Source organism: Aeromonas sp. R2-2 (genome assembly GCF_040908355.1).
Lineage (GTDB): Bacteria > Pseudomonadota > Gammaproteobacteria > Enterobacterales > Aeromonadaceae > Aeromonas > Aeromonas veronii.
The window spans coordinates 77,942-97,467 of the sequence record NZ_JBFODQ010000059.1 but is presented as its reverse complement, the minus strand read 5'-3'; the positions used below and the strand labels follow the sequence as shown (position 1 = coordinate 97,467).

Below are 19,526 nucleotides of genomic sequence, written 5' to 3'. Positions count from 1 at the left end.
GCAAGGGATAGACTCAAACCAAAGCAATACGGTGGAAAATTTAACCATGAGTGACGTAATCAAAAAGTTCCTGAAGCTGGAGGCCGCCTCCGGAATTATTCTGATCATGGCTGCCATGCTGGCAATGATTTTAGCCAATACCGCGCTGGCTGGCGGGTATCAGGCGTTTCTCGACACGCCGGTGCAGGTGCGCATCGCGGCTCTCGACATCAACAAGCCGCTGCTGCTCTGGATCAACGATGGCTTTATGGCGATCTTCTTCCTGCTGGTTGGTCTGGAAGTGAAGCGTGAAATGCTTGAGGGGGCGCTCTCCTCTCGGGTGCAAGCGACTTTTCCGGCTATTGCGGCGGTTGGCGGCATGCTGGCTCCGGCCTTGATCTACGCCTTTTTCAACTATTCGGACGAAGTGGCGCGCGCTGGCTGGGCAATTCCGGCTGCGACCGACATCGCCTTTGCCCTCGGGGTGATGGCGCTGCTCGGCAAGCGGGTGCCGGTGAGCCTCAAGGTATTCCTGCTGGCGTTGGCCATCATGGATGACCTCGGCGTCATCATCATCATCGCGCTCTTCTATACCCAGCAGTTGTCGCTGGAGGCGCTGGCCATCGGTATTCTGGCAACCCTCACCCTGCTTTGGATGAATCGTCGTGGTGAGGACAGGATCAGCCTCTACATGCTGGTTGGCCTGGTGCTCTGGGTTGCGGTGCTCAAGTCTGGCGTCCATGCGACCCTGGCGGGTGTAGTGGTGGGCTTTATGGTTCCGCTTAACGGCAAGCGTTACGCCTCGCCGCTCAAGTATCTGGAGCATCAGCTGCACCCCTGGAGTGCCTATCTGATCCTGCCGCTGTTTGCCTTTGCCAACGCAGGGGTATCGCTGGAGGGGATTGGTCTCTCCTCCCTGCTGAGTCCGGTACCTATGGGGATCATGCTGGGGCTGTTTATCGGCAAGCCGCTCGGGGTGTTCACCATTAGCTGGCTGTCGGTCAAGCTGGGCATCGCCCAGTTGCCGCCCGGGGTCAACTTCAAGCAGATTTTTGCGGTCAGCATCCTCTGTGGCATCGGGTTCACCATGTCGATGTTTATCGCGTCGCTTGCCTTCGAGCACGGTGGGCTGGATTACGGCAGCTACTCTCGCCTCGGGATCCTGGTGGGCTCCACCATGGCGGCGGTAGTCGGCTATCTGGCCTTGCGCATGGCCCTTCCCAAGGGTGAAGGGGAACAGAGTACGGAGGGACTATGAAGCTGCATACAGGGTTGTTGATGCTGTTGTTGAGCCCCGCGGCATGGGCCGGCGGGCTGGAGGATTGCAAGCAGGACGCAGCTTCGGCGAACTGCTCTGCCTATCTGAACGGGGTGGTAGACAGCGCCCTGCTGCTGGGGGACAAGCAAGCCAAGGCGCGCTTTGGCGAGACTTTCTCCGAGCGGGCGTTGAGCAGCCGGGCAGGGGAGATGGTCAAGCGTTCCAACAAGCGTTATTGCGCTGACCGAATGCCGGACAAAGCACGCCTCAAGGCCAGTCTGATGGAGCAGTTTGGCGCGAACAAGGTTGACTCGGTTAGCGACATGTATGACATTCTGGCGGTTGAACTCAGCTGCTACCGGAGTCCGCGTCAAGCGGGAACCCCATCGGATGTCACACCTTAACTACAACCATCTCTACTATTTCTGGATGACTCAGAAGAAGGGCTCCGTTACCCAGGCTGCGGAAGCCCTTTTTTTGACCCCGCAAACCGTCACCGGTCAGATCAAGCTGCTGGAGCAGCGCCTCGGGGGCAAGCTACTCAAACGCAAGGGGCGCTCCCTTGAGGCGACCGAGCTGGGCCAGCTGGTGTTTCGCTATGCCGACAAGATGTTCAGCCTCTCCTACGAGATGCTCGATATCGTCAACTACCGCAAGGAGAGCCAGATCCTGTTCGACGTTGGCATCGCCGATGCCCTCTCCAAGCGCCTTGCCAGCCGCGTGCTGCTCTCTGTCATCCCCAATGATGGTTCCATCCATCTGCGCTGTTTCGAATCGACCCACGAACTGCTGCTGGAGCAGCTGAGCGAGCACAAGCTCGATATGATCCTCTCCGACTGTCCGGTGGACTCCAGCCAGCATGCGGGCCTGCTCTCCAAACGGTTGGGCGGCTGTGGCGTCAGCTTCTTCTGCAAGGCGCCGTTGCCTGAAAAGCCCTTTCCAGCCTGTCTGGAAGAGCGCAAGCTGCTGATCCCCGGTCGCCGTACTGCCATGGGGCGTCAGCTGACCCAGTGGTTCGAGCAGCAGGGGGTTTCTCCCAGCATTCTTGGCGAGTTTGATGATGCCGCCTTGATGAAGGCGTTTGGCTTCTTCAATCAGGGCATCTTCATGGCTCCCACCATCTATCGGGAGGAGATCCTTGAGGGGGAGGGGGTGATGCTGATCGGGGAAACTCAGGATCTGATGGAGGAGTATTACGTCATCTTCGCCGAGCGAATGATCCAGCATCCGGCGGTGAAGCGGGTCTGCGAGAGCGATTTTACCTTTCTCTTTTCCGGCCAGGAGAACTTCTCCGCCATCCAGCCGGCCACCCTGTCGTTTTAAAACGACCCGTCACCACGTATCATCGGCGATCAGTGGTAGAGGAGAGATGTGATGCAACTTGAAGAGATGGAAGCCAATGCGAGTAAAGCGGTGGCCTTGCTCAAGGCGCTAGCCAACGAACGGCGACTGTTTATTCTGTGCCAGTTGCTGGAGCGCGAACTGTCAGTGGGGGAGCTCAACGAGCGATTGGGATTGAGTCAGTCGGCCTTGTCACAGCATCTGGCGCTGCTGCGGCGGGATGAGCTGGTGACGACGCGCAAAGAGGCCCAGACGGTCTACTATTCGCTGCGCAGCCATGAAGTGCGTGAAATGATCAGCTTGCTGCATCGACTTTATTGCAGCGCAGATAAATAAAAAACCGGCACTAAGGCCGGTTTTTTCAGCTTTGATCAGCAGAAGCTGATTAAGCCATAGCTTTGATCTGGGCAGACAGGCGGCTCTTGTGACGAGCAGCTTTGTTCTTGTGGATCAGGCCTTTGGTCGCCATACGATCCATGATCGGCTGAGCAACAGCGAAAGCGGCAGTCGCAGCCGCTTTGTCGCCAGAGGCGATAGCAGCAATGACTTTCTTCAGGTAGGTACGGGTCATGGAACGACGGCTGGCGTTGTGCTGACGGCGTTTTTCTGACTGAAGAGCGCGCTTCTTAGCAGATTTGATGTTAGCCAAGGTAAAACTCCTAAAACTGTCTTAGCGAGTGTATTGAAAAGGCCCGGAAATATGCCCTTCCAACCACATATTGTCAAATGATTTGTGCAAATAAACACCGCCTCCCGGTGGTGTGTCAGTAGGGAGACGGTTAAACTGTCGGCCGATTCTAGCAGCATTCTTTTCATTCTGACAGTTCCAGAGGCCTCGTCTTGAGTAAGAAATTGATCAAATCCGGCATGATAGTGTCCGGAATGACGCTGGCATCCCGCGTAATGGGCTTGGTTCGCGATGTAGTCATCGCAAATCTGCTTGGTGCCGGGGTGGCCGCCGACGTCTTCTTTTTTGCCAATCGCATTCCCAACTTTCTGCGCCGTCTGTTCGCCGAAGGTGCCTTCAACCAGGCCTTTGTTCCCGTGATGACGGAGTACAAGAAAAATGGCGACGAGGGGGAAGTGCGTGAATTGCTGGCCGCAGTGGCGGGCACGCTGGGGGGCATAGTGACTGTGGTCACCCTGCTCGGTGTGCTGGGGTCGGGTGTGCTGACCGCGCTGTTTGGCTGGGGCTGGTTCTGGGACTGGCTGCATGGCGGCCCTGCGGCCGAGAAGTTCGAGCTCGCCAGTCTGATGCTCAAAATCACCTTCCCCTACCTCTGGTTTATCACTTTTACCGCCATGGCGGGAGCCATCCTCAACACCTTCGGCCGCTTTGCGGTCTCGTCGTTCACGCCGGTGTTTCTCAACATCACCATGATTGCGGCGGCCTGGTGGATTGCACCGCTGATGGACAAACCTGAGATCTCGCTGGCGATTGGTGTCTTTTTGGGTGGTTTGGTGCAGTTTCTGTTCCAGTACCCCTTTTTGCGCCAAATCAACATGCTGGTATGGCCCAAGTGGGGATGGAATCACCCGGGGGTGGTGAAGATCCGCACCCTGATGCTCCCGGCCCTGTTCGGGGTCTCGGTCAGCCAGATCAACCTGCTGGTCAACACCATGCTGGCTTCCTTCCTGGCGACTGGTGCCATCAGCTATCTCTACTACTCGGATCGCCTGCTGGAGTTCCCCCTCGGGCTGTTTGCGGTAGCCATCAGTACCGTGATCCTGCCTGCGCTGGCGAAAAAGCATGTGGATGCCGATCCGGCCGACTTCTCCCGCACCATGGATTGGGGGGTGCGGATGGTGATGCTGCTCGGCCTGCCCGCCATGATAGGCATTGCGGTCATGCGCGAGCCCATTTTGCGAGTGCTGTTCATGCGCGGCGAATTTGGCCTGCATGAAGTGGCCATGTCGAGCGCCAGCCTGCTGGCCTCCACTACCGGTCTGCTCTCCCTGATGCTGATCAAGGTGCTGGCGCCCGGTTACTACGCCCGTCAGGACACCAAAACGCCGGTGCGGATCGGGGTGATGTCGATGATTGCCAACATGGTCTGCAACCTCATCTTCATCTACCCGCTCGGTTACGTGGGGCTGGCGCTCTCGACCGCCTGCTCGGGCACTCTGAATGCGGCCTTGCTGTTCAAGGGGTTGTACCAGCAGAGCGTCTATCGTCCCTCCTGCCATACTGGCGTGTTCTGCCTTAAGCTGCTGGTCGCCAGCGTGCTGATGGGGGGCGTGCTCGCCTATCTGTCGCCAGATTTGGCCCAGTGGGGCGCATGGAGCATGGGCAAGGCCAGTTTGCAGCTGACCATGCTGCTGTCGCTGGGGGCTGCGGTCTATGCCGTGGTGTTGCTGCTGCTGGGCATTCGGCCGCGTCACCTTAAATCGGGGCAGCAGTAGCCGTGATCCTGCGGCGCCATGGGGATAGTGCCCCATGGCGCCGCAGGGGGCGTGATTGGGCCCGGATAGTTGAAATCAGGCTATGAGGGCTGATCCTGCCTGCTGCCTGATATATAATCCGCCGATTTCCATGGCAGCAACGCACAAGGCACTGATGGAGCTTATTCGCGGCATTCACAATCTCAAGCCCCGTCACCGGGGATGTGTATTAACCATTGGCAACTTTGATGGGGTTCATCAGGGTCACCATGCGGTATTGGCACGTCTCAAGGAGAAAGCGGCCCAGCTGGGATTGCCCGCCTGCGTCATGCTGTTTGAGCCGCAGCCGCTGGAACTGTTTGCCGGCACGGCAGCGCCCGCCCGGCTGAGCCGGTTGCGGGAAAAGTACGAAGCGCTGCAGGGGCTGCATATCGATCGCATGCTCTGCGTGCGCTTCAGCCACCGCTTTGCCGAGCAGGCGGCCTCGACCTTCATCGAGCAGTTGCTGGTGGAGAGACTCGGGGTGCGCTATCTGGTGGTCGGCGATGATTTTCGCTTCGGCAAGGGGCGGGAAGGTGACTTCCACCTGCTGGAGGAGGCGGGTCATCGCTTCGGCTTCGAGGTGATCAGCACCCAGAGCTTCCAGCTCGAACGGCAGCGGGTCAGCAGCACCCTGGTGCGTGAAGCCCTTAAGGCGGGCCGGATGGCGGAAGTGGAGCTGATGCTTGGCCGTCCCTACACCATCAGCGGCCGGGTGGCTCACGGCGACAAGCTGGGGCGCACCATAGGTTTTCCCACCGCCAATCTGGCCCTCAAGCGTCAGGTGATCCCGGTCGGTGGCGTGTTTGCGGTGGAAGTGATATGTTCCGGCAAGACCTTCCCCGGTGTAGCCAATGTGGGTGTACGGCCGACCTTGAGCGGTACACAAGCCAGATTGGAAGTACATCTATTTGATTTTTCTGGTGATCTATATGGTCAGCAGGTCAAGGTGCTGCTTCGCCACAAGCTGCGCGAAGAGCAGAAGTTTGCCTCTTTCACTGCCTTGAAAGAGCAGATCGAACGAGATGCCCTGGCGGCCCGAGCCTGGTTCGGGCTGCCACAATTCAATTTACCCAGCACTCTTTTAGAAAAGAAGGGAACCCAGGACTGATGAGCGACTATAAACACACCCTGAATCTTCCGGAAACCGAGTTTCCGATGCGTGGCGATCTGGCCAAGCGCGAACCCAACATGCTGAAACGTTGGTACGATCAGGATCTCTACGGCGCTATTCGCCGCGCCAAAGCGGGCAAGCCTTCTTTCATTCTGCATGATGGCCCCCCCTATGCGAACGGCAATATTCACATCGGTCACTCGGTCAACAAGATCCTCAAAGACATCATCATCAAGTCCAAGGGCCTCTCCGGTTTCGATTCCCCCTATGTGCCGGGTTGGGATTGCCACGGTCTGCCTATCGAACTGAAAGTGGAAGGCATGGTCGGCAAGCCGGGCGAGAAGGTTTCCGCTGCCGAATTCCGCGCCGAGTGCCGCAAATACGCCAAGACCCAGATCGAAGCGCAGAAGACCGACTTCATCCGTCTGGGTGTGCTGGGTGACTGGGAACACCCCTACCTGACCATGGATTTTGGCACCGAAGCCAACATCATCCGCTCCATGGCCAAGATCGTTGAAAACGGCCACCTGCACAAAGGCTCCAAGCCGGTGCACTGGTGTACCGATTGCGGCTCCGCCCTGGCTGAAGCCGAGGTTGAGTACTACGACAAAAACTCCCCCTCCATCGATGTGCGCTTCAAGGCCGTCGATGAGGCATCTGTTGCCGCCAAGTTTGACTGCGCCGAAGGCCACACCGGCAAGGGCCCGATCTCTGCGGTGATCTGGACCACCACTCCGTGGACCCTGCCAGCCAACCGCGCCATCGCCATGCACGCCGACCTCGACTACGCACTGGTGCAGGTTGAAGGTGAGCACCCCGAGCGTCTGATCCTGGCCGCCGAGCTGGTCAAGGATGTGATGGATCGCGCCGGTATTGAGAAGTTCCACAATCTGGGCTACGCCAAGGGGGCCGCGCTCGAGCTGCTGCGCTTCAACCACCCCTTCTACAGCTTCGATGTGCCGGTGGTACTGGGTGATCACGTTACCCTGGATGCCGGTACCGGTGCCGTTCACACCGCACCTGGCCACGGTCAGGAAGACTTCGTGGTCGGTCAGAAGTACGGTCTGGAAGTGGCCAACCCGGTTGGCAGCAACGGTGTTTACCTGCCGGATACCGAACTGTTTGCCGGTCAGCATGTGTTCAAGGCCAACGCCTCCGTGATCGAAGTGCTGACCGAGCGCGGCGCCCTGTTGCATCACAAGGTGTTCAACCACTCCTATCCGCACTGCTGGCGTCACAAGACCCCTATCATCTTCCGTGCTACTCCACAGTGGTTCATCAGCATGGAGCAGAAGGGTCTGCGCAAGCGCGCACTGGAAGAGATCGAGCGCATCGAGAAGGACGGTATTGCCCAGCAAGGCCAGAGCGGCTGGGTACCGGCCTGGGGTAAAAACCGCATTCAGGCGATGGTCGAGAACCGTCCAGACTGGTGTATCTCCCGTCAGCGTACCTGGGGTGTGCCCATCTCCCTGTTCGTCCACAAAGAGACCCAGGAACTGCATCCGGAATCCGTGCGCCTGATGCATGAAGTAGCCAAGCGGGTCGAGCAGTCCGGCATTCAGGCATGGTGGGATCTGGACAAGGCTGAGCTGCTGGGTGCCGATGCCGACATGTACGACAAGGTGCCTGACACCCTCGACGTCTGGTTTGACTCCGGTTCTACCCACGCCTCCGTGGTCGATGCCCGTCCCGAGTTCAACGGCAAGCCGGCCGACATGTATCTGGAAGGTTCTGACCAGCACCGTGGCTGGTTCATGTCCTCCCTGATGATCGGTGTGGCCATGAAAGACAAGGCTCCCTACAACCAGGTGCTGACTCACGGCTTCACCGTGGATGGTCAGGGTCGCAAGATGTCCAAGTCCATCGGCAACGTGGTGAGCCCGCAGGACGTAATGAACAAGCTGGGTGCAGACATCCTGCGTCTGTGGGTAGCGAGCACTGACTACACCGGCGAGATGACTGTCTCCGACGAGATCCTCAAGCGCTCTGCCGATGCTTATCGTCGTATTCGCAATACTGCCCGCTTCCTGCTGGCCAACCTGAACGGCTTCAATCCAGCGACCGACATGGTGGCACCTGCCGACATGGTAGTGGTGGATCGTTGGGCTGTGGGTCGTGCCAAAGCGGTACAGGCCGAGATCATGGCGGCATTCGACGAGTACAACTTCCACGGTGTAACCCAGAAGCTGATGCAGTTCTGCTCCATCGAGATGGGCTCCTTCTATCTGGACGTCATCAAGGATCGTCAATACACCGCCAAGGCTGACAGCCTGGCCCGTCGCTCCTGCCAGACCGCCCTCTATCACATTGCCGAGGCCATGGTGCGCTGGATGGCGCCGATCATGAGCTTCACCGCCGATGAAATCTGGGCCCTGCTGCCGGGTGAGCGCGGCGAGTTCGTCTTCACCGAAGAGTGGTACGACGGCCTGTTCGGGCTGGAAGCGGGTGAAACCCTCAACGACGAGTTCTGGGCCGAGATCCTCACCGTGCGCGGTGAAGTGAACAAAGCGCTGGAAGTGGCTCGTGGTGAGAAGCGCATCGGCGGCTCCCTGCAGGCCGAGCTGACCCTGTTCGCCAAGCCGGAGCTGGCTGCACGCCTGAATGCCCTGGCTGATGAGCTGCGCTTTGTGCTGCTCACCTCCAAAGCCAAGGTTGTGGAGGCTGACACTGCGCCGGAAGGCTCTGTGGCGACCGAGCGTGATGACCTGTGGTTGAGCGTGGCCCAGTCTGCTGCCGCCAAGTGCGACCGCTGCTGGCACCATGTAGAAGATGTGGGCACCATCGCGGGTCACGAAGAGATCTGTGGTCGCTGTGTGACCAACGTTGAGGGTGACGGCGAAACTCGTCAATTTGCCTGATGAACATGACTCAACATAAAAGCGGCCTGCGTTGGCTGTGGCTGGCAGTGCTGGCCTTTGTACTGGACCAGGCGAGCAAGCTCGCCGTGGTCAAGTTGCTGCCATTTGGTTACCCGGGGGTGGAGATCACCCCCTTCTTCAATCTGGTTCACGTCTACAACAAGGGCGCCGCATTCAGCTTTCTGGCTGATCAGGGGGGCTGGCAGCGCTGGTTCTTCGCGGTGCTGGCTTTTGCCATCTGTGGATTGCTGATCCACTGGCTGCGCAAGCAGTCGGTGACCCAGCGTTGGAGCGGTATCGCCTATTCACTCATCATCGGCGGCGCCCTCGGCAACGTCTTTGATCGACTGGTGTTGGGCCATGTGGTCGATTTCCTCGACTTCTACTGGCAGCGTGCGCACTGGCCGGCATTCAATCTGGCCGACAGCTTTATCTTTATCGGGGCCGCCATGATCGTGCTGGACGGTTTCCGTGGTGAGAAAAAGGAGCAGGCATGAGCCAGCAGATCACCGCTAACAGCAGCGTGCTGTTCCACTTCTCCATCAAGCTGGAAGATGGCTCGGTTGCCGACAGCACGGCGCTGCACGGCAAACCTGCCCGCCTGCGGATGGGCGATGGCAGCCTGACTCCCACCTTCGAGCAGTGTCTGCTGGGGCTGAGCGAAGGGGAGAGCAAGAGTTTTACTCTGGCGCCGGAAGAGGCCTTTGGTCTCTCCAACCCCGACAACATCTACCATCTCGACCGTGCCAAATTTGGCGCCGATGTGGAGCCAAAGGTCGGCACCATCATCCTGTTCGATCAGCCCAATGGCAGCGAGCTGCCGGGCATTATCCGGGCGGTAGCCGGGATGTCGGTCACGGTCGATTTCAACCACCCGCTGGCCGGTCATACCGTCACCTTCGAGGTGGAGATCTTGGGCGTTGATGATGAGGAGAAGGTGCATTAATGGATATTCTGCTCGCTAACCCTCGCGGTTTTTGCGCCGGTGTCGATCGTGCCATCAGCATTGTCGAGAGCGCGCTAGAGAAGTTCGGTGCCCCCATCTATGTCCGCCACGAAGTGGTGCATAACCGCTATGTGGTGAACAAGCTGAAAGAGGCGGGCGCTGTCTTCGTCGAGGAGCTCGACGAGGTGCCGGATGACAGCATCGTCATCTTCTCTGCCCACGGCGTGGCCAAGACAGTGCGCGAGATGGCCAAGTCCCGCGCCCTCAAGGTATTCGATGCCACCTGTCCGCTGGTGACCAAGGTGCACATGGAGGTTCATCGCGCCAGCCGCAAGGGCTCCGAGGCTGTACTTATCGGCCACGCCGGTCACCCCGAGGTGATCGGGACCATGGGGCAGTACGAGAATCGCGAAGGCGGCATGTATTTGGTGGAGACACCGGAAGATGTCGCCAAGCTCAAGGTGAAGAATCCGGATGACCTCTGCTTCGTCACCCAGACTACCCTGAGCGTGGATGAGACCTCTGACGTGATCGATGCGCTGCGCAAGCACTTCCCCAAGATCCAGGGGCCGCGCAAGGACGATATCTGCTACGCCACCCAGAACCGTCAGGATGCGGTGCGGGAGATGGCAGGGCTGGTGGACGCCATGCTGGTGGTGGGGTCTCGCAACTCCTCCAACTCCAACCGTCTGCGCGAGTTGGCCGAGAAGGTGGGTGCCAGAGCCTATCTTATCGACGATGCGTCGATGATCGAGGCGAGCTGGCTGGAAGGGGTGAAGGCGATCGGCGTCACTGCAGGTGCATCCGCCCCCGAGGTGCTGGTGCAAAACGTGATTGCCCGCCTGCGGGAGCTGGGAGGCAAGGTGGTTGCCGAGCATCCTGGCCGTGAAGAGAACGTAGTCTTTGAGGTTCCTCCCGAACTTAGAATAATTTGAGTGCAGCCAGGAAGGCTTAAGAATAAAGTGTGTTGATAATGACGCCGGGTTTGTTCAAGAGACAGGCTCGGCGTTAAACTTATGAAGCAGTCTGTCACCAAGGATGGGATATGATTGGATACTTTCGTGGCTTTTCTCTTATTGAGTTGATGATTGTCATCGCCATCGTGGCGATTCTTGGCACCATCGCTTATCCCGCCTATCAGCAATATGTGCTGACCAGTCATCGTGTCGAAGCCAAGAGCATGCTGTTGAATGCGGCCAATCGGCAAGAAACCTATTTTATGGATTTCAATCAGTATGCATCCTCTGCTGCTGCTCTTGGTATCAGTAGTGCATCTGAGAATGGCCTGTATCAATTATCCATTGCCGTATCAGGCAACACCTACACCTTGTCAGCCAGTGCCGGCGCGGCGACGGCCCAAGCTAAAGATACCGATTGCACGGTGTTTTCCATTAATCAGTTGGGTGTCAAAAGTGCTTCCGGTGCAGCTAGCAATAGCTGTTGGGAATAGCAATGGCCATTCATGTTTCATCACATGAGAGAGGATTCAGCCTGCTGGAGGTGATGATAGCTGCAGTTGTGTTGTCATTTGGCTTGCTGGGACTGGTTGCTATGCAGGCTCAGTCGAAGTTTTCCGGATATGAAGCCCGACAACGAACAATTGCCAGCTGGTTGGCTAACGATATGGTCGAGAGGCTCAGAGTCAACCGTGGAGCCTGGGAGTCGCAAGCTAACAATACCTGGATTGTCAGCGCCGGAACTTCATCATTGCCATCCTGTGCTAATGAAAATGGCACTATGAGCAGCTGTAGCGATGCTCAGTTACGGGATCTCGATCTTTATTATTGGCGACAGTCATTAATGGGAAGTGCTGCTTCGGGGGCCGGCGCAACATTACAAAATCCCACCGGCTGTATTATCAAGGGAGCCAGTAATGCATTGACGGTCTCAATTTTTTGGGCTGGACGTGAATCATCTCATGATGGGGCAAATGGCGTTGCGTCAACGATTACGACGGCATGTGGAATTGCAGGTGTTGATTTAACGAGGCGTCAGTTTGTTCTGATGACGACGCTATGAAACATCATGGGTTTACGCTGGTTGAATGGCTCATCGCAATGGTGATTGGTGTTTTTCTGCTCGGTGGGGTGATGAGTATTTTTGTGGCCTCACGCGCTACCACCAATGAGTCCTTCGATCAGAGTGAGCTGCTCGAAAATGGTCGAATTGCCATGCGTCTCATCACTCAGGATTTACGCTGGGCCGGGTTTTGGGGGGATTTCACGGGGGGGGCTCTGATTGCGGGTGATGAGCTCACTTTGTCTGCTGATGCTGCCGTGACAAATGACTGTCTGGATGAGAGAAATGAAGGGAGTCTACCCTCCAACCTTTTTCCAGTACGCCCGCTGTGGGTTACTCATATCAGTGCTGCAGGCACCATGAGTGGTTTTGCCTGTATCTCATCCTCTACTCGCGTTGCCGGCTCGGATGTTATCAGTATCAAGCGCCTGATTGGCAATCCGGTGACAGGAGGACTGGATGCCAATCGTTTCTATATGGCCACCAATACTCAACAGGCTCATTTATTCAGAGGTAATGAGGCTGCGCCTTCCGAGGCTGCCATGCCGATGCGTCAGATTTGGGAGTACCAGCATCATGTCTATTACCTCTCGCCTAATGGTCGTGGGGGTTTTGAACTGCGCAAGCGTATCCTCACTGCTGATGGCGGTTCTTGGTTGATATCTGGGGCTTTGGTTGATGGTATTGAACGCATGGTGCTGTTGTTTGGGGTCGATACAAGCAATGTGCCAGATGGGCGTGTAGACAAGTTCTCCTCCATAGATGCAGTCACCTCGCAAGAGTGGGGCGAGGGGCGGGTCATCGCAGTCCGTGTTTTTTTGCTTGTGCGCTCGCTGCAGGCATCCAGTCGCTATACCAACAACAATGTCTATCAACTGGGAGATATCAGCGTGGCTGGCAATGGGGATGGGTTTCGACGCTTGTTGCTGGAAAGTACTGTGGTACTGCGTAATCCCATGGTGATGGCGGGAGGTGGGTAGTGAAGCATTCACGTGGCGTGGCATTGATCGTGGCGCTGGTGATTCTGGCCCCTTTGACTTTGATTGCCGTGGTGTTGATGCAATCTGGGGGCATGGATTTACGTGCTAGTGGAGCGGCGGCAGCGTTACAGCAAGTCGAACACAGAGTAGAGGGCATCATAGGTGGCGCCATGCAGCAAGCAGGGCTTGCTACCCAGATTGCTCAGATGCCTTCTGTTTCGACGGCAACGTCAACAGTGAGTGGCTCTATGGGTAACGCCACCATGCAATATAGAAGTGAAACAGTGTGCAAGCGCCGATTTGACGCGACCAGCAAGAACGTCATACCAGCCTGCCGTTATGTAGAGCTAGAGGCAAGCCAAACGTACGGAAAACAGGGGCGTCCTATGACGTGGACGGTTGGAGTCGAACAGCCATTGTTAAAGACGGCTGAATAGGAGCGACAGCGATGTTACATCATGGAAAACTGTGGCTGATGGCCCTGTGTGCACTTAGTGTGCCAGCTGTCGCCAGCGATGCTTACTCGGATGATACCGAACTGTTCATCTATGACTTCTCGAAAGCGGGAGATTATCGGCCCAAGGTGCTGATTATCTTCGACAACTCTGGCAGTATGGCCGAAACCATGGAGCTGGAGCGGGAAAAGTATAATCCTGCCACTGTCTACCCAGCGCTGAACCGAGATCCTGATACCAGTAACTCGCTTAATTATATCTATTATTCGACCGATGGTTCTGTGCCCGCCATCAATAGTTCTCGGCGTTTTCGCGACAGCATCAATGCTTGCGCCTCATCAAAGACCCCCCTAAGCACGGTCGGTTATTTTCAGTCCCAAGTCTGGACGTATGTCTATTCAAGTTATCGCAATGGATTACCTCGTCAGGGGGATTGGGAGACCATCTCTGGCAAGTACGAAGATGACATCACCATTGTCGACTGCAAGCAGGATATTCAGAACCGCAATCCTGCCAATCCTTTCAACGGAACGCTGGTGGTGGGGGCGGTCGGCGATGGTTATCCGGTCGACAAAACCAGCAACACTCGCGGCGAGTGGTATTACACAGCTAATGCGAATAATGCCACATCGGGTAGCAATACCAGTGTAACTCTCTACACTGCCAACTATATCCGCTGGTATTACGGGCCGACGGGCTATGCCGTTGAATCGCGCTTACGTATCGCCAAGGATGCAGTCAAGTCGGTGATCTCCTCCACTCCTGGGGTTGATTTCGGCTTGGCCATCTTCAATACCAACAATAGTACCAGCACCAATGGTGGCAGAGTGGTGCGTCGCATCCTCAGTAACGACGATATTGTCGGCACCATTACTGCCGAACAGGACTTGCTCAATACTGTGGAAGACCTGTCGGCTACGACCAATACGCCATTATGTGAAACCCTCTATGAAGCCTACCGTTTCTACGGAGGGCAATCCGTGCTCTATGGCAAGCAAGGTGGTACGCGGGACAAGCTTGCTGAAGATCCGGAAGGTACTTACACCTCGCCTTATGACAAATGTTCAAATAATGGCTATGTCATCTATGTCACTGATGGTGCTCCGACCAGCGATACGGCTGCTGATAGTGCAGTAAAAGCGTTGACGGATTCGCTAAGCCCAGATGAACGGGCTGCCTACGGCTCAACAGTGGGATATGGTTCCGGCACTTCCAAGAGCTATCTGGCAGCGATGGCTGGCTACATGAAGAACAAGGATGTAAATACTTCATCGCCCGGCAAGCAGACTGTTACCACGTTTACCGTGGGGTTTGGTGATGACGCGATCTCTGGGGCGGGCAATCTGCTGGCAGAAACGGCGAGACGTGGAGGCGGTCAATATTACCCTGCGGTCAGTGCTGAAGCGCTCACTCAGGCGTTGCGATCTTCCCTGTTAGCCATTTTGCGGATAAACACCTCTCTGGTGTCGCCAGCTATTACCACTAACAACTTTGACCGGACTCGCAGCCTCAATAATATCTATTACGCCATGTTCGAGCCTGATACAGGGCCGCGCTGGAAGGGTAACCTGAAGAAGCTAGTTTTGTCTGGTGATGGGTATGTGGCAGATGTTAACGGTTTGCCCGCCATCAAGGTAGATGGTTCCATTCTGGATCAGGCTCAGACCTATTGGTCATCGGAACGGGATGGCAATCTGGTTGCCAAGGGCGGCGTGCAGGCCATGCTGGCAGAGAAGACCAATCGCAATCTTTATGTGATCAATACGGTTGCATCGCCCAAGCGATTGGATGCTTTTAACAAAGCCAATTTGGTGTCGATCGCAGGCTCTGCCGACAACTTGGCTAGTTACATGCGGTTGGCCAGTGCCACCGAACTTGACGGACAGATCGACTGGACAAAAGGTGTCGATGTGGACGATGAAGATTATGATGCCAGTACCACCATTCGGCCATACATAGTGGGAGACCCCCTGCACTCTCGTCCATTGGTGGTCAATTATGGTTGCTCCATTGCTTCAGGCCAGAGCACCTGTACCCCTGACTTGCGGATCCTGATGGGAACCAATGCTGGTTTCCTGCATATGTTCAAAGATCTCGGTAGTACGGTTGATGAAAGCTGGGCCATGATCCCCTATGGGCTGTTGCCCAGGCAAGAAGCTCTACGTCTCAATGCCGAGTCTGGCGATCATATCTACGGTGTTGATGCTTCACCGGTTGCGTTGATTAAGGATGCCAATAGGAATGGTGTTATCAAGGCATCAGAGGGAGACTTTGTCTGGCTGCTTTTCGGTTTGCGAGGGGGTGGTAGTAGCTACTATGCACTTGATATTACCAACCCAGATGCCCCCAGCTTGAAATGGACGATCAATAGTCAGACTGCGGGCTTCTCATTACTGGGGGAAACCTGGTCAGTACCGGAGGTGGCTTATATTCCTTGGGATGCTCCTCCGAGCAACAAGCGATTGGTGATGGTTTTTTCCGGTGGTTACGATGCCAATAAGAGTAAAGTCGGGATAGGTAGCTCTGACAGCAAGGGTATGGGCGTCTACATGGTCGATGCCGATAGTGGTGCTCTTGTGTTCAGCGCAACACCTGGAGCTGGCTCCAGTACCAACAAGCAGGTGACTGCGATGGTTGATAGCATGCCGGGGTCAGTTTCCACTCTAGACAGTGATGGTGATGGGAAAACTGACCGAATTTATGCTGGTGATACAGGCGGCAATATCTGGCGCCTGGATATGCCTTCAACCAGTACTAGCTCCTGGAGTGTTTTCAAGTTTGCCAGTCTTGGGTCTGATGATGTACAGGCTAATGACCGCCGCTTTTTCACTCAGCCTGTATTGGTACGTACTATCAACAAGCAAGTGACCAAGACGGTAATTAGTGGCGAAGATTATTTCTCGTTCAAAGATAGGCCATTCGATGCAGTGCTGATTGGTTCTGGTGATCGAAACCGCCCATCGTCCGAGTCTACCGTGCAAAACGCCTATTTTATGTTGCGTGACTACGGGGTAGTTACCAAGAGTTATAACACTGCTGCTCCAGCCCCTATCACGATGACGGACTTGTATGACGTATCGGTTGATCCTCTGGCTGGTGTCACGGACACCAATGACCTGCTTAGTTTGAGAGCTGCCATTACCAGTAAATTGGGTTGGAAATATTGGCTAGCCGAGTCAGGAGAGAAGTCGATGGGGTCTGGTGTTGTGCTGCAAGGCAAGCTCTATTTTACCTCTTTTTTACCGCAGGTTCAGTCATTCGAGGAGTGTACGATCCAGTCGATAGGCGCGATGCGGCAGTATATGGTCGACATGCATTACGGTACCTCTTTCAAATATGTGGTGGATCAGGATGGTAATGAAATCCCGGAACGCTATGTGGAAGTCAATAACAAGGTGGCCGATGATCTGGTGATCCATGCTGGTGATGATTCAAAGATCCGGATTATTGGCGGAGCCCCAGGTGAAGAGGTGATTCTCAAAGACGAAGGAGAAGGGGTTCCTGAGCGCTGTACCGGCGAGGGGGAGTGTTCGGAAGGTGCGGAGGAGGCTGAAATGGATATGACGCCCAAGAAAATATACCTGTATGAGGATGAGCCACAATGAAAATGATCCTCTGGCTGATGGCGTTGTCAAATGCGGCCAATGTCTATGCTGTCGTGGATAGAAAATGCTATGTCGAGTTGGCAAATGATACCTATGTCGTTATTCAGGGAACGATAAAGGATAGCCAGAGTGCTGAAATCGTCTTTCAAAAGAAAGGGTTTGAACTGAATGGGCAACTCCTGATGGTGAAGAGAGTTATCGAGTGTCAGCCAACCGAACAGCCATTCAATCTTGAGGCTGCGCAACGGCAAGAGAAACTGCAGCCAAGATAGTGGTCAAGGGCAAATGCTGGTGGTTTCGGATTTACTGCTGCGACCTGATGCTGCGATTACAACATCAACTCTGGGTTCTTCGCTGATGCAGACCCTTACGGTCATATTGGTACCTAGGCTGGTTCCATCAGCGGCAAACAATACTCGGGGTCTGGTTGAACTGATGGTGGTATCTGGAGTAAAAGCTGGTGTGCGTGCGAGTTCTACTTCCCCTTCGTCCAGCTCGGCATTACCGTCATCATCGATGAAAACCAATAATTGAACCGGATCCTGTTCAACACACTCGTTATTGTTGTTTATTAGGCATGCGGTGACGGTTTGCTGGTCACTGATAGCTTGGGTGCGGGCAAAGCGCAGGAGCTTAATCAACCGCTCGCTTTCATAGTTAGCCGTGCTGTCTTTAAGCAGAGAGCCCAAAGAAGGAATACCAATCCCCAACAGAATGACGCCCAGTGCAATGGCTATCATCAACTCCATCAGGGTAAATCCGGCGTTTTTCATATCTGCGAAGGCCTGTCGTTCCGTGACTATGTACAGCTTATCCTTCCCGCTGGTTGCTGTCACACGGTTACGCCCGTCTTGAACTGGCAGATTGCCCCCCTTTTCTTTATCATTCCCCATCATTTTCGAATTCAAGATGCATCGCCATGGCAAAAGCCCTCTCTCTGATGCTTGCCCAGTTGAATCTGACGGTAGGCGCCATCGAAGATAACACTGACAAAGTGCTCGCTGCGGCAGCTCAAGCCGAACAGCAAGGTGCCGATCTGCTTGTCTGCTCCGAGCTGGCCCTGACCGGTTATCCACCGGAAGATCTGTTGTTGCGTGCCGATCTGATGATCCGGGTCGAAGCCGCGTTGGCTCGTGTTGCCGAATGGCAGGGCAACTGTGCCATTTTGGTGGGTCACCCTTGGCGTGAAGGAGAGGCGCTCTACAACGCGGCTTCCCTCTATGAGCAGGGCCAGCTGATTGCCCGTTACTTCAAGCAGGATTTGCCCAACTACGGCGTGTTTGATGAGAAGCGCTACTTTACCGCTGCAAGCGAGACCTGCGTGGTGCCATTCCGGGGTCACCAGCTGGGGCTGCTCATCTGTGAAGATCTGTGGCAGCCGGGTCCGGCGCTGGCCGCCAAGGCGGCAGGGGCCGAACTGCTGCTCACCATCAACGCCTCGCCCTATGATCAGGAAAAACCTTGGATCCGCCGCGAGCTGATGGCCGAGCGCTGCGATCAGACCGGTCTGCCGCTGGTCTACCTCAATCAGGTGTGCGGTCAGGACGAGCTGATTTTCGACGGCTGCTCCAAGGTGTTCAGCAGCCAGGGTGAGTTGACCCACAAGCTGGCCCCGTTTGCCGAAGAGCTGGCGCTGGTACGTTTTGCTGATGGCCAGCCGGTGAAGGAGCGGGAACCCGCGGCGCCGCTCGAGCCGTTGGCCGAGACCTATCAGGCACTGGTGCTGGCAGTGCGCGACTATGTCACCAAGAACGGCTTTCACGGCGCGGTGCTGGGCCTATCCGGCGGCATCGACTCGGCGCTGACGCTGGCTATCGCGGCCGATGCCATCGGGGCCGACAAGGTGCAGGCGGTGATGATGCCGTTCCGCTACACAGCACAGATGAGTGTGGAAGATGCCAAGGAGCAGGCCGAGCGGATGGGGGTTGAGTTCAACATCATCTCCATCGAGCCGATGTTCGAAGGGTTTATGGCCCAGCTGGCACCACTGTTTGAAGGTACCGCCCGCGATACCACAGAAGAGAACCTGCAGGCCCGCTGCCGCGGTGTGCTGCTGATGGCGCTCTCCAACAAGCGTCGTCGTATCGTGCTGACCACTGGCAACAAGAGTGAAATGGCTGTGGGTTATGCCACCCTGTACGGTGACATGGCGGGCGGTTTCGACGTGCTGAAAGATGTGCCCAAGACGCTGGTTTTCAAGTTGTGCGAATATCGCAACTCGGTCGACTACGTGATCCCGCAGCGGGTTATCGACCGTCCTCCTTCAGCGGAGCTGGCGCCGGATCAGGTGGATCAGGACAGCCTGCCCCCGTATGACATCCTTGATGCCATCCTCAAGCGTTACGTGGAAGAGGATGCATCGGTCGCCGACATGGTGGCAGAAGGGTTCGAGGAAGCGGTGGTGCGCAAGGTGATCCGCTTGGTGGATCTCAACGAATACAAGCGCCGTCAGGCGGCGGTCGGGCCCCGCATTACGGCTCGCAACTTTGGTAAGGATCGCCGTTACCCCATTACATCCGGGTTCGGCAAACAGAACTGGTAAGGAGTCAC

General features: G+C 56.0%; 19 protein-coding genes. 17 read left to right on the top strand and 2 right to left on the bottom strand.

What is annotated here, in order from left to right:
• Positions 1 to 46: 46 nt before the first annotated feature.
• From nhaA to AB5Z09_RS11370, 4 genes are read left to right on the top strand one after another with little or no spacing between them, the layout of a single operon-like run.
• Positions 47 to 1,237, top strand: coding sequence for a Na+/H+ antiporter NhaA (nhaA, locus tag AB5Z09_RS11385; protein ID WP_064338810.1), 1,191 nt, complete (start codon positions 47 to 49; stop codon positions 1,235 to 1,237).
• Positions 1,234 to 1,641, top strand: a complete 408-nt coding sequence (locus AB5Z09_RS11380; RefSeq protein ID WP_019445581.1) for a hypothetical protein — start codon at positions 1,234 to 1,236, stop codon at positions 1,639 to 1,641. The genes nhaA and AB5Z09_RS11380 overlap by 4 nt, the downstream gene beginning before the upstream one ends.
• On the top strand, positions 1,628 to 2,560 hold the full coding sequence (gene nhaR / locus AB5Z09_RS11375) for a transcriptional activator NhaR (protein ID WP_005340434.1): 933 nt from the start codon (positions 1,628 to 1,630) through the stop codon (positions 2,558 to 2,560). The genes AB5Z09_RS11380 and nhaR overlap by 14 nt, the downstream gene beginning before the upstream one ends.
• A gap of 51 nt (positions 2,561 to 2,611) precedes the next feature.
• Positions 2,612 to 2,914 carry a metalloregulator ArsR/SmtB family transcription factor gene (locus tag AB5Z09_RS11370; protein ID WP_013724128.1) on the top strand — a complete coding sequence of 101 codons (303 nt, stop codon included), beginning with the start codon at positions 2,612 to 2,614 and terminating at the stop codon, positions 2,912 to 2,914.
• A gap of 49 nt (positions 2,915 to 2,963) precedes the next feature.
• Here AB5Z09_RS11370 and rpsT read toward each other — a convergent pair whose 3' ends face one another.
• Positions 2,964 to 3,227, bottom strand: a complete 264-nt coding sequence (gene rpsT / locus AB5Z09_RS11365) for a 30S ribosomal protein S20 (protein WP_005308808.1) — start codon at positions 3,225 to 3,227, stop codon at positions 2,964 to 2,966.
• A 191-nt stretch (positions 3,228 to 3,418) separates the two neighbouring features.
• Here rpsT and murJ point away from each other — a divergent pair, with 191 nt between their 5' ends.
• The 12 genes from murJ to tapY2 all read left to right on the top strand — a co-directional run bounded on the left by murJ (position 3,419) and on the right by tapY2 (position 17,248).
• Positions 3,419 to 4,981 carry a murein biosynthesis integral membrane protein MurJ gene (gene murJ / locus AB5Z09_RS11360; protein ID WP_227273005.1) on the top strand — a complete coding sequence of 521 codons (1,563 nt, stop codon included), beginning with the start codon at positions 3,419 to 3,421 and terminating at the stop codon, positions 4,979 to 4,981.
• Positions 4,982 to 5,135: 154 nt separating this feature from the next.
• Entirely contained in the window at positions 5,136 to 6,110 is a 975-nt protein-coding gene (ribF, locus tag AB5Z09_RS11355; RefSeq protein ID WP_103251353.1) for a bifunctional riboflavin kinase/FAD synthetase, read from the top strand.
• Positions 6,110 to 8,971, top strand: a complete 2,862-nt coding sequence (gene ileS, locus AB5Z09_RS11350) for an isoleucine--tRNA ligase (protein ID WP_157161449.1) — start codon at positions 6,110 to 6,112, stop codon at positions 8,969 to 8,971. Before ribF ends, ileS begins: the two co-directional genes overlap by 1 nt.
• Complete coding sequence (lspA, locus tag AB5Z09_RS11345; RefSeq protein WP_005340447.1) at positions 8,971 to 9,468, top strand: signal peptidase II; 498 nt, start codon at positions 8,971 to 8,973, stop codon at positions 9,466 to 9,468. Before ileS ends, lspA begins: the two co-directional genes overlap by 1 nt.
• Complete coding sequence (gene fkpB, locus AB5Z09_RS11340; RefSeq protein WP_005341354.1) at positions 9,465 to 9,917, top strand: FKBP-type peptidyl-prolyl cis-trans isomerase; 453 nt, start codon at positions 9,465 to 9,467, stop codon at positions 9,915 to 9,917. The genes lspA and fkpB overlap by 4 nt, the downstream gene beginning before the upstream one ends.
• The gene (ispH, locus tag AB5Z09_RS11335; RefSeq protein WP_058057986.1) at positions 9,917 to 10,852 is read left to right on the top strand and encodes a 4-hydroxy-3-methylbut-2-enyl diphosphate reductase; all 936 of its coding nucleotides are present in this window, start codon (positions 9,917 to 9,919) and stop codon (positions 10,850 to 10,852) included. Before fkpB ends, ispH begins: the two co-directional genes overlap by 1 nt.
• A gap of 110 nt (positions 10,853 to 10,962) precedes the next feature.
• A complete protein-coding gene (locus AB5Z09_RS11330; protein ID WP_005358030.1) occupies positions 10,963 to 11,367 on the top strand; it encodes a type IV pilin protein in 405 nt (134 codons plus the stop codon).
• Between the two features lie 2 nt (positions 11,368 to 11,369).
• Positions 11,370 to 11,936 carry a type IV pilus modification protein PilV gene (gene pilV / locus AB5Z09_RS11325; protein ID WP_005340453.1) on the top strand — a complete coding sequence of 189 codons (567 nt, stop codon included), beginning with the start codon at positions 11,370 to 11,372 and terminating at the stop codon, positions 11,934 to 11,936.
• On the top strand, positions 11,933 to 12,916 hold the full coding sequence (tppC, locus tag AB5Z09_RS11320; protein WP_107683790.1) for a type IVa pilus pseudopilin TppC: 984 nt from the start codon (positions 11,933 to 11,935) through the stop codon (positions 12,914 to 12,916). The genes pilV and tppC overlap by 4 nt, the downstream gene beginning before the upstream one ends.
• On the top strand, positions 12,916 to 13,353 hold the full coding sequence (tppD, locus tag AB5Z09_RS11315; protein ID WP_041202403.1) for a type IVa pilus pseudopilin TppD: 438 nt from the start codon (positions 12,916 to 12,918) through the stop codon (positions 13,351 to 13,353). Before tppC ends, tppD begins: the two co-directional genes overlap by 1 nt.
• An 11-nt stretch (positions 13,354 to 13,364) precedes the next feature.
• Positions 13,365 to 16,976, top strand: a complete 3,612-nt coding sequence (locus tag AB5Z09_RS11310; protein WP_368195334.1) for a pilus assembly protein — start codon at positions 13,365 to 13,367, stop codon at positions 16,974 to 16,976.
• Positions 16,973 to 17,248: a type IVa secretion system protein TapY2 gene (gene tapY2, locus AB5Z09_RS11305; protein WP_127006936.1), complete on the top strand. Its 276-nt coding sequence runs from the start codon at positions 16,973 to 16,975 to the stop codon at positions 17,246 to 17,248. Before AB5Z09_RS11310 ends, tapY2 begins: the two co-directional genes overlap by 4 nt.
• A 3-nt stretch (positions 17,249 to 17,251) precedes the next feature.
• Here the strand turns inward: tapY2 and AB5Z09_RS11300 are convergent, their stop codons facing one another.
• Positions 17,252 to 17,884 carry a GspH/FimT family pseudopilin gene (locus AB5Z09_RS11300; RefSeq protein WP_368195333.1) on the bottom strand — a complete coding sequence of 211 codons (633 nt, stop codon included), beginning with the start codon at positions 17,882 to 17,884 and terminating at the stop codon, positions 17,252 to 17,254.
• 11 nt (positions 17,885 to 17,895) lie between these two features.
• Here AB5Z09_RS11300 and AB5Z09_RS11295 point away from each other — a divergent pair, with 11 nt between their 5' ends.
• Positions 17,896 to 19,518: an NAD+ synthase gene (locus AB5Z09_RS11295; protein WP_236353721.1), complete on the top strand. Its 1,623-nt coding sequence runs from the start codon at positions 17,896 to 17,898 to the stop codon at positions 19,516 to 19,518.
• Positions 19,519 to 19,526: the final 8 nt, after the last annotated feature.